At 74.8% G+C, this 9,864-nt stretch carries 8 protein-coding genes; 6 read left to right on the top strand and 2 right to left on the bottom strand.

Annotated features, from left to right (window positions below; all coding sequences use genetic code 11):
- A partial coding sequence (locus tag ABD308_RS21915; RefSeq protein ID WP_344337809.1) for an anti-sigma factor family protein occupies positions 1 to 497 on the bottom strand: 497 nt, incomplete at its 3' end.
- Positions 494 to 1,129 carry a sigma-70 family RNA polymerase sigma factor gene (locus ABD308_RS21910; protein ID WP_344337807.1) on the bottom strand — a complete coding sequence of 212 codons (636 nt, stop codon included), beginning with the start codon at positions 1,127 to 1,129 and terminating at the stop codon, positions 494 to 496. The genes ABD308_RS21910 and ABD308_RS21915, both read right to left, overlap by 4 nt.
- A 564-nt stretch (positions 1,130 to 1,693) precedes the next feature.
- Here ABD308_RS21910 and ABD308_RS21905 point away from each other — a divergent pair.
- The 6 genes from ABD308_RS21905 (at position 1,694) to ABD308_RS21880 (ending at position 9,816) form a co-directional block, all read left to right on the top strand.
- Complete coding sequence (locus ABD308_RS21905; RefSeq protein ID WP_344337806.1) at positions 1,694 to 2,218, top strand: ATP-binding protein; 525 nt, start codon at positions 1,694 to 1,696, stop codon at positions 2,216 to 2,218.
- 520 nt (positions 2,219 to 2,738) lie between these two features.
- Positions 2,739 to 4,061: an MFS transporter gene (locus ABD308_RS21900; protein WP_344337804.1), complete on the top strand. Its 1,323-nt coding sequence runs from the start codon at positions 2,739 to 2,741 to the stop codon at positions 4,059 to 4,061.
- Positions 4,062 to 4,100: 39 nt separating this feature from the next.
- Positions 4,101 to 4,628, top strand: a complete 528-nt coding sequence (locus tag ABD308_RS21895) for a GNAT family N-acetyltransferase (RefSeq protein ID WP_344337803.1) — start codon at positions 4,101 to 4,103, stop codon at positions 4,626 to 4,628.
- A gap of 111 nt (positions 4,629 to 4,739) precedes the next feature.
- A complete protein-coding gene (locus ABD308_RS21890; protein WP_344337801.1) occupies positions 4,740 to 5,108 on the top strand; it encodes a DUF4229 domain-containing protein in 369 nt (122 codons plus the stop codon).
- 11 nt (positions 5,109 to 5,119) lie between these two features.
- A complete protein-coding gene (locus ABD308_RS21885; protein WP_344337799.1) occupies positions 5,120 to 6,229 on the top strand; it encodes a LacI family DNA-binding transcriptional regulator in 1,110 nt (369 codons plus the stop codon).
- 98 nt (positions 6,230 to 6,327) lie between these two features.
- Positions 6,328 to 9,816, top strand: a complete 3,489-nt coding sequence (locus ABD308_RS21880; protein ID WP_344337797.1) for an SdrD B-like domain-containing protein — start codon at positions 6,328 to 6,330, stop codon at positions 9,814 to 9,816.
- Positions 9,817 to 9,864: the final 48 nt, after the last annotated feature.

Genomic DNA, 9,864 nt, shown 5'->3' with positions numbered 1-9,864 from the left:
GTGCCGACGGGAGCCGTGCCGTCGGGGCCGGGGCCGGCCGGGACGGGGTCGGGCAGACCGAGGGCGACGGCCAGGTAGCCGTCCACCGCGGCGAGGTGGCAGAGCACCTCGGCCGGGCGCAGGTACTCGGTGCCGCCGTGCCAGGGCAGTTCGGCGACCTCCTGCCACTCCTCCGGGCCGAGGTCGCGCAGCAGGGCGTCGAGCTTGGCGGTCTCGGCGGTGTACGGCACGCCCCAGGCGGGGACCGGGAGGTCGGCCGGGCGGCGGGTCAGGCACCAGTCGAGCACCTGCTGGCGCAGCGCGGCGGGCTGGTCCAGCGGCTCCTCGACGGAGAGCCAGCCGGCCGCCTCGCGCAGCCGCTCGGCCTCCTCGGCGCACGGCGGGCAGTCGGCGAGGTGGGTTTCGAGTCCGGCGGCCTCGCGGGACGGGACGGCGCCGAGCGCCCAGGCACCGAGCAGCGAGCGCAGGGCCTCGTGCTGCTCGTCGGTGATCGTCACGTCCCCCCGCCCTCCTTCCACCGCTCGCCGTCCTGTGTCCCCTCGGCCCGCTCCGGGTCCGGCCGTTCCGGTTCCGCCGGGGCGGGGCCGCGGTGCCGGGCGCGCTCCTGCTCCAGCTCGGTGGCGAGCAGCTCCAGGCCGAGCCGCATCCGCTGTTTGGCGGCCTGTTCGCTGATCCCCAGCCGGCGGGCCGTCTCCTGGTAGGTGCGGCCGTCGTAGTAGGACTCGGCGATGGTCTCACGCAGGGGTTGCGGCAGGGCGGCGACCACGTACTGGACGCGCGCGGCGGTGGCCACCGCGCGGATCTCGTCCTCCGTGTCGCCGGCGTAGCCCGCCTCCTCGGCGCGGCGGGACCGCAGCCGGTCGACGGCGCGGCGGTGGGTCAGCGCGCCGAGCCAGGCGCGCAGCGAGCCGCGGGCCGGGTCGAAGGCCTCGGGGTGCTCCCAGACGTGGGCGAATATCTCCCGGGTGAGTTGCGCCGCGGCGGTCTGGTCGGCCAGTATCCGGCCCGCCAATCCGTGGACCATCGGGGCGAGTTGGTCGTACAGCTCGCCGAGGGCGGTCTCCTCGCCGCGGGCCAGGCGCCGCTGCAGCTGCTCGTCCCGGCGCGGGGCGCCGTCGGTGGTGGCCACCGGTCACCACCCTCCTGCCGGACCGACCGCTGACGCGTCCACGGTATCCCGCGCGGTTCGGACGGCGGGTGGATTCGGTGAAGAACAGGAGGCCGGGGCTTCGGATCGTCAGATCGTGGGATCCGCAGCCGATCCCGCGGTTGCGCTGTTCGAAGGCGGCTGGACATATGTCGCACGGGTGGTTCGCGAGTGGCGGGTGCGGTGCGGGAGGCGGACGGCGGTAGGTTCGCCTCTGCGTCGCGGGCAGGTCGGCCCGGGGCCGGACGATCGCCGGTCCGGGGCTCGCCAGAGTGAACGGGACAGTATGCCCTGTCCTGTCCCCCGATCGCTGGAATATGCCCGAAGCGCTTGCTGCGGTCCGCCCGCCGACTCATCCTGAGGCGTATTCGTGTCGCGGCCGGTGCGCGACGGACGAGGTGGCGCGGGTGCGCCGACGGGTGCGACGTGCGGTCACCCGTCGGGCCGCGACCCGACGGACGGCGGGCCGGGTGCGTGCCCGGGCCGGCCGGGCGACCAGGGCACGGCCGAGACGGTGGCCGAACTGCGAGTGCGGGTGGTGGAGCGGTGCAGGTTCTTCAGGTACAGCTTGCGGTGCGGGCGGACCCCGCCGAAGTCGGCCGGGCCCGCCGGTGGGTCCGTTCGCGGCTGCTCAACCACGGGGTGGACCCGGACGCGCCGATCGCTGAGACGGTGGTGCTGGTGGTCTCCGAGCTGGTCACCAACGCCGTGGTGCACACCGGCTGTCCGGCCGTGCTGCGGCTCTGCTTCCCGCTGGGCGACCTGCCGGGCGCGGGGCCGGACGCCTCCCCGGACGGCGCCGGGCACGGCGGGGTGCGCGAGGCCGTGGCGGTCGGCCCGCTGCGGGTCGAGGTCGCCGACGCCAGCCAGGTCGCCCCCGCCCCCCGGCACGCCGGCGCGGACGTCGACGCCACCAACGGGCGCGGCCTGGAGCTGGTCGAACTGCTCTGCGACCGCTGGGGCTGGTACCCCGACGGCACGGGCAAGCGGGTCTGGTGCGAGATCAGCCCGGACGCCCGCCCGGCCGATCCGCTCGCCGCCGTCGACTGGGTGGCGCTGGCGCAGCCCTGACGGGCGCACGGCTCACGAACGCTGGTACCCCTGAGGCCATTGAGGCCCCTGACGTCCCCGCTGATCGCCGGGCCGAAAGCTGACGCAACCATTCCGAATTTCGGACAAACCATTGACGTGACGTATCCGACTGATCACGCTTGGGTGCAGCGCTCCGTCGCGAGGGGACGCCGAGGGAACACCCGAACGCCGCTGCGGTGCTGCTGTCCAGGGGGACCACGTCAGCAGGGGGGCCGTGGAACGGTCGTGCGCTGGCTCCTCGGCGAGTGCGGAGGGCGTGGCACGGGTTCAGGGCCCGTGCGCCGAGGTTGGATGGTGGCCGGCCGTGCCGTGCTCGGGGTGCGCGCGGCCCGCCGCCATCCGATCCGCCCGCCGTGGACGATCCTTTTCGGCCACCCGGCCCGGCCCGTCCGGACCGGGCGTCCGGTCGGCCGGTTCCCGCCACCGGTTGGCCCGATTCCGGCGGAAGTCGGCAGTCCCGCCCCTCGTCGTCGGTCCGTGCCGTCGGGAGACTCGGCGGGTGAACGAGACCGAAGCCCCCACCGGACCCCCGGCCCCCACCGGCGCGCTCCCCGCGCCCGCCCGCGCGCCCCGGGTGCACTACGCCTGGGTGGTGGCCGGCGTCTCGCTGCTGGTGCTGCTCGGATCGGCCGGATTCCGCTCCACGCCCAGTCTGATGATGGACGCCCTGCACATCGAGTTCGGCTGGTCGATGGGCACGATATCCAGCGCCAGTTCGGTCAACCTCACCCTCTACGGCCTCACCGCGCCGTTCGCCGCCGCCCTGATGGACCGTTTCGGCGTGCGGCTGGTGGTGGTCTGCGCGCTGCTGACGATCTCGGTCGGCGCCGGCCTCACCATGCTGATGCGCGAGCCCTGGCAACTGGTGCTCTGCTGGGGCGTGCTGGTCGGCCTCGGCAGCGGCTCGATGGCCGGCGCGTTCGCCACCACGATCACCGGGCGCTGGTTCCGGGCCCGGCAGGGGCTGGTCACCGGGGTGCTGACGGCCGCCGGCGCGGCGGGCAACCTGGTCTTCCTGCCGCTCGGCGCCTGGCTGGTCGAGCAGCACGGCTGGCGCTCGGCGGTCGTGGTGGTCTCGCTTGCGGCCAGCGCGGTGGCCGTCCCGGTGCTGCTGCTGATGCGCGAGCGGCCCGCCGAGCTGGGCCTGCTCCCGTACGGCGCCACCGAGCCGCCGCCCGCCCCGGCCGTCGGCGAGCGGGTGCTGGTCCGCTCGCTGCGGGTGCTCCGGGAGGCCGCCCGCGCCCGGGCGTTCTGGCTGCTGGCCGGCTCCTTCGCGATCTGCGGCGCGACCACCGCCGGGCTGGTCGGCACCCACTTCATCCCGGCCGCCCACGACCACGGCCTGCCGGTCACCACGGCGGCGGGCCTGCTCGCGCTGATCGGCGTCTTCGACGTGATCGGCACCGTCGCGAGCGGCTGGTTCACCGACCGCTTCGACGCCGGTCGGCTGCTGATCGTCTACTACGGGCTGCGCGGGCTCTCGCTGCTGTTGCTGCCGCAGCTGTTCGCGGGCTCGCTGGAGCCGCCGATCCTGGCGTTCGTCATCTTCTACGGGCTGGACTGGGTGGCCACCGTGCCGCCGACGGTCGCGCTCTGCCGCCGCCACTTCGGCGAGGACGCGCCGATCGTCTTCGGCTGGGCGCTGGCCTGCCACCAGATCGGCGCCGCCGTGGTGGCCGGCCTGGCCGGCTTCGCCCGGGACGCGCTCGGCGACTACGACCTCACCTGGTACGCGGCCGGCGGGCTCTGCGCGGTCGCGGTGCTGCTCTGCCTGGCGCTGCGGACCGGAACTCCGGAGCGGACCGCCCCCGCGCCGTCGTGACGGGGCCGCTGTCGTAAGGGGCGACTAGGCTTCGGGACCATGACACTGAGCTTCACCCTCGACCCGGAACCCGGCCCCGCGCTGCTCGACGAGATCACCCGCCTGTGGACGGCGGCCAGCAACGCCGGCGGGGCCGTCGGCTTCGTCCACCAGGTGACCGAGGAGGAGGTCAGGGCCGCCGGGGAGCGGCAGTTCGCCGGGATAGCGCCCGCCGGGCCGGACCGGCTGCTGATCGCCCGGGAGGCCGGGACGGGGAGGCTGGCCGCGCTGCTGGTCCTTGAGTCGATGCGGTTCGGGCCGATGGACCACTGGCGGCTGGTCGTCAAGGTGATGGTCCACCCCGAGCTCCAGGGGCGCGGCTACGGCGCGGCCCTGCTGGCCGAAGCCGAGCGGATCGCCCGCGCGTGGGGCCTGGACGGGCTGAAGCTCCAGGTGCGGGGCGGGCTCGGGCTGGAGTCGTTCTACGCCCGCAGCGGCTACGTCGAGGTCGGACGGGTTCCCGCCACCATCCGGGTCGCGCCCGGCGACGACCGCGACGACGTCATCATGTGGCTCGACCTGCGCTGATCGCGGAGGTGCCGGGCGGTGAGCGGCGGGACCCGTTCCCCGCCGGGTGCGTCGGGCATGCTTCACTGGGAGACCGGCCCGGTTCCCAGCGCAGTGAAGGATGTGTCCCCGGTGGGCAGCAATGTGAGCAAGAAGTCGCACGCCACGCTCCGGTACACCTCGATGCGGGTCTCGGTCTTCCTCGGCTGCCTGCTGGTCGCGCTGCTGCTCGGGCACTTCCAGGTCATCCCGGTCTCCGGCGAGGCGGGCACGGTCTTCCTCTTCCTGCTGGCCGCGGTCGCCTCGGCCCCGCTCAGCTACGTCCTGCTGAGCCGCCAGCGCGACGAGATGTCGGCCGAGATCTCCGGCAGGGTGGACGGCATCCGTTCCCGGACCGCCTCCAAGTTCGCCGCGCAGAACGCCGAGGAGGACGCCGCGGACGACGCCGCCCGCGCCGCGGCCGCCACGACCGGTCCCGCCGCCCCGACCCCGCAGAACTGACCCGCGCCGCCGTGCCGGAGAACGCCGCACCGGGCAGCGCCGGGTCCGAGGGGGCCGCACCCGGCGACGCCGCCTCCCGGGAACGGCCCGCGGCCGGGACCTGGCCGGCCCCGGTCCGCCGTCCCACCGGCCGGGACGTCGCCCGGCTCGCCGGGGTCTCGCAGGCCACCGTCTCGCTGGTGTTCTCCGGCTCCGAGGCCGGCCGCCGGGTCTCCGACGCCACCCGCGAGCGGGTCCGGGAGGCCGCCCGCGGCCTCGGCTACCGCCCCCAGGCGGCCGGCCGGCAGCTGCGGCTGGGCCGCAGCGGCATGATCCTGCTGGCCGTGCCCAACATCCTCGGCCCGTTCTTCGGCCGGGTCCTGGAGGGCGTGCACGAGGAGGCCGGCAAGCACGGCCTGGCCGTGGTGGTCAGCTCCGGCTGGGGGAGCGCCACGCTCGCCGAGGCCGCCACCACCAGCCGCTTCGACGGCCTGCTGATCTGTTCCCCGGACGACAGCCAGCTCGGCGAGCTGCCCGCCGACACCCCCGTGGTCTTCCTGGACGCCGACCCGGGCACCGACCGGGCCCGGCCGACCATCGAACTGGACGTGGCCGGCGGCATGCGGGCCGCCGTCGAACACCTCGCCGGGCTCGGCCACCGCCGGATCGGCCGGCTGCGCTCCACCCACGCCGCGTACACCTTCCGGGTCCGCCAGGCCGCCTTCGAGGAGACGGTCCGGGCGCTCGGCCTGGACGTGGTCGAACTCGGCGTCAGCCTGAACGAGGGCCAGCCGGCCGCGCGCGAGGCGGCCCACCGGCTGCTCGCCCGCCCGGACCGGCCGCACGCCGTGATCTGCGACGACGACGTGGTCGCCTCCGGCGTCTACCAGGCCGCCGCCGAGCGCGGGCTGCGGGTGCCCGCCGACCTCTCGGTGATCGGCATCGACAACGTCCCGGTCGCCGCGCTGCTCGCCCCGCCGCTGACCACCGTCGACCTGCCCGGCGAGGAGCTGGGCCGGGCCGGGGTGGCGGCGCTCGCCGGGCTGCTCCGGGGCGAGGCCGTGGCGCCGGTGCCGCCGCTGGCCACCGCGCTGGTGCGGCGCTCCTCCACGACGCGGGTCACCCGGAGTCCGTCCGGGTGAGCCCGTTCCGCCGTCCGAGCTGGCCGGGCGGGTGAAAGTCCGTCATACCGCCTCGCGGCGCGGCCTCGGGCGGATAAGCCGACGATGAGATTCCGCCTATGCGGACGTCAAGACCCAGACCCCCACGGCCCTCCCGCCCCTCCCGCCTGCCGCGCCTGGCCGCCGCGCTCGGCCTGATCGGCGGCACCCTGCTCACCGGCACCCTGACCGCCCCGCCCGCCGAGGCCGCCGTCACCTTCACCAAGACGGTGGACAAGCCCAGCGTGGGGCCCGGCGAGAACGTCACCTTCACCCTGCGGTACACCTGCTCGGTGAGCGACTGCGTCAACGGGCAGATCACCGACGTGCTCCCGGCCGACATGGAGTTCATCGGCTGGACCCCGGACGCCTCCACGGTCGACGTCCCCAACTCCACCGTCCCACCCGTGGGTTCCATGGGCGGCACCCTCACCGCCAAGCTGCAGACCCTCTCCCCGGGCACCACCGCCACCATCAACGTGGTGATGCGGTACCCCAACTTCTCCACCCCCAACGGCACCCAGGACACCAACGCGGCCACCCTCACGGCGGACGGCGAGCCGCCGCAGACCGGTAGCGCCACCACCACCGCCGTGGTCCAGCCCGACTACACCACCACCAAGGGCGTGCAGACCAGCAGCCAGGACGGCCGCTCGGTCACCTACCAGTTCAGCGCCTGCTCCGCCGCCAACGTGCCCAACGTCGACCTGGACAGCAGCCGGCTGGTCGACACCCTGCCACCCGGCGCCGTGGTCGACACCAGCCGCTCGCCCGGCTGGGTCAACGACCCGGCCGGCTCCACCACCTGGGTCTACGACATCGGCGCCTTCGTGTCCGGCAACGGGCAGGCCGGCTGCCGGATCCCCGGCGTCCTGGTGGTCGGCTACCCGGACCCGACCTTCCCCAGCGGCACCACGTCGACCAACACGGTGACGCTCCAGGGCGACCCGCTCGGCCCCGAGCCGCGGCGCGACCTGGACACCGACACCGCCGAGACGCCGACCTTCCAGCCGCCGGTCACCGGTGTGCAGATCGGCGCCTCCAAGGTGTGGCAGGAGGACACCGTCTCCGGCGACCTCACCACGCTGAGCATGCGGGTCTCCAACAACGCCGACCCGGTCGGCAGCCTGGTGATGACCGACCCCGGCGCCGGTACCACCGCCGACCTGTACAACTGGCTGATCCCGCAGTCCATCCAGCTGGAGGCGTGGAACCCCACCTCGATCACCCTGGCGCTGGAGTACCGGCTCGACGGCGACCCCACCTGGCGGACCTTCACCCCCGGCCAGCCGCTGAACGGTTCGACCACCCGCCGGATCACCTTCGCCGAGGGCGCGGGGGACCCTGCCAACGACGTGCTGGGCATCCCGGCCGGCCGCCACCTGGACGGCCTGCGGTTCAGCTGGAGCGGCCCGATCCCCGGCGGCTGGAGCCCCGGCAACGCCGTCCAGCTGCTCGCCCAGGTGATCACCCCCGGCCACGACGGCCGCACCGCGCCGGCGCCGCTGCACAACTGCCTCGACGCGGTCGGCACCAGCGCCGCCGGTGACACCGCCGCCGCCGGCGACTGCGCCGACAGCACCGTCACCGCCGCCACCAACCTGGGCGCCGCCAAGGAGACCGTCTCCGGCGCGGTGCTCTCCCCGGGCGGCGTCGCCACCTTCCGGGTCACCCCGTACAACCGCACCGGCCGCACCCTCGACCAGCCGCTCGTCCTCTACGACCTGCTGCCGCCGGGCATGGTCTACGTCGACGGCAGCGCCCGCCGGGACCCGTCCTACCCCGACTCGATGGCCCCGCAGTCGGTCACCGTGCTCCCCGGCCCCGACGGCCGCCAGCTGCTCAAGATGACCTGGCCGGCCGGCGCGCCCGACATGATGTACCTGAACGACCACCTGGCGTACCGCACCCTGATCGACGTCCAGGTGGCCGGCAGCGCCCGGCCCGGCACGCTCACCAACGACGTGTTCGTCACCGCCGACGGCGCCGGACCCCCGGTGTCCTGCTTCTTCTTCGGCAGCGACAGCGGGGAGCCGGACGCCCAGGACATCGACAAGGACGGCGACACCACCGAGACCATGTGCCGCGCCTCCTCGCTGGTCGAGGTGCAGGTCCCGGCCGTGCTGCGGTCCTACAAGGAGGTCAGGGGCGACCTCGACCCGGACTACGCCACCACCGGAACCACCCGGCCCGGCGGCGGCATCTCCTACCGGATGACCGTCCGCAACGACTCCGTCGACCCGGTCACCGAGTTCCTCGCGTACGACAAGCTGCCCACCCCGGGCGACTCCTACGTGCTGCGGCCGGACGTCCCGCGCAACTCCGCCTGGACGCCCTCGCTGGTCGAGCCGCTGACCTCCAGCGACCCGACCGTGGTGATCGAGTACACCACCTCGCCGGACCCCTGCCTGCCCGGCGAGTTCGCCGTGCCCGGCCCGTGCGACGCCGGCGCGGTGTGGAGCACCGCGTTCCCCGGCCCGGGCACCGCGACCTGGTTCCGGGTGCACCGCCCCGGCACGCTCGCGCCCGGGGAGTCGTTCACGCTGACCTGGCCGATGGTCGCCTCGTTCGACGCGGGCCCGGACGAGTTCGCCTGGAACAGCTTCAGCTACACCGCCACCGACGCCTCCGGCAATCCGCTGCTGCCCGCCGAGCCGGCCAAGGTCGGCGTGGGCATCGAGCAGGCCGCGCCGCCGGCCAACACGCTCGGCGACTTCGTCTGGAGCGACGTCAACAAGGACGGCGTGCAGCAGCCCGGCGAGCCCGGGGTGCCCGGGGTCCGGGTCGAACTGCTGGACGGCGAGGGCCGGGTGGTCCGGGACAAGGACGGCAACCCGGTCTCGACGGTGACCGACGCGAACGGGCACTACCTGTTCGAGCGGCTGCCGGACGGGGTGTACGCGGTGCGGTTCGACCTCACCACGCTGCCGGAGGGTGCCACCGTGACCCTGCGGGCGGCCGGGTCGGACCGGTCGCTGGACTCGGACGCCGATCCGGCGACCGGGGTGACGCAGACCGTCACGCTGGCCGGCGGGGTGGCGGACCTGGGGCTGGACATGGGGCTGGTGCTGCCGACGGTGAGCCCTTCGCCGTCGCCTTCGCCTTCGCCTTCCCCGTCGCCGTCCCCATCCCCATCCCCGTCGCCGACGGTGAGCCCCTCGCCGTCCCCGTCGCCGACGGTCTCCCCGTCGCCCACGCCGTCGCCGACCGTGACGCCGTCCCCGTCCCCGTCCCCGTCGCCCACGGTCACGCCGACCCCGACCCTGACCCCCACCCCGTCGCCCACGGCGACCCCGACCCTGACCCCCACCCCGTCGCCCACGGCGACCCCGACCCCGTCGCCCACCGTGACGCCGACCGCGACCCCGTCGCCGAGCCACTCGCACACGCCGTCGCACCACCCGTCGACGCACCACCCGGAGCCGACCCACTCGCCGGGCCACGGCGGTGAGCTGCCGGGGACCGGTGCCGGGCTGGGCAGGCTGCTCGGTCTGATCGCCGCCGCGACGCTCGGGGTGGGCCTGCTGCTCGCCCTGATCGCCTGGGGAGGCCGAGGCCGCCACAGCTGAATGAAGGGATGAGGACGTGATCGCGCCCGTCGGCCGGAGCACCCGGTC

The sequence above is a fragment of the Kitasatospora putterlickiae genome (assembly GCF_039527695.1).
Lineage (GTDB): Bacteria > Actinomycetota > Actinomycetes > Streptomycetales > Streptomycetaceae > Kitasatospora > Kitasatospora putterlickiae.
The sequence above is the reverse complement of the archived record's forward strand: the minus strand, read 5'-3'. Positions and strand labels throughout refer to the sequence as shown.

Bases quoted from the DNA above. Each gene is read 5' to 3' on its own strand.
- ABD308_RS21895 (WP_344337803.1), top strand. From the start codon at position 4,101: ATGACACTGAGCTTCACCCTCGACCCGGAACCCGGCCCCGCGCTGCTC.
- ABD308_RS21880 (WP_344337797.1), top strand. From the start codon at position 6,328: ATGCGGACGTCAAGACCCAGACCCCCACGGCCCTCCCGCCCCTCCCGC.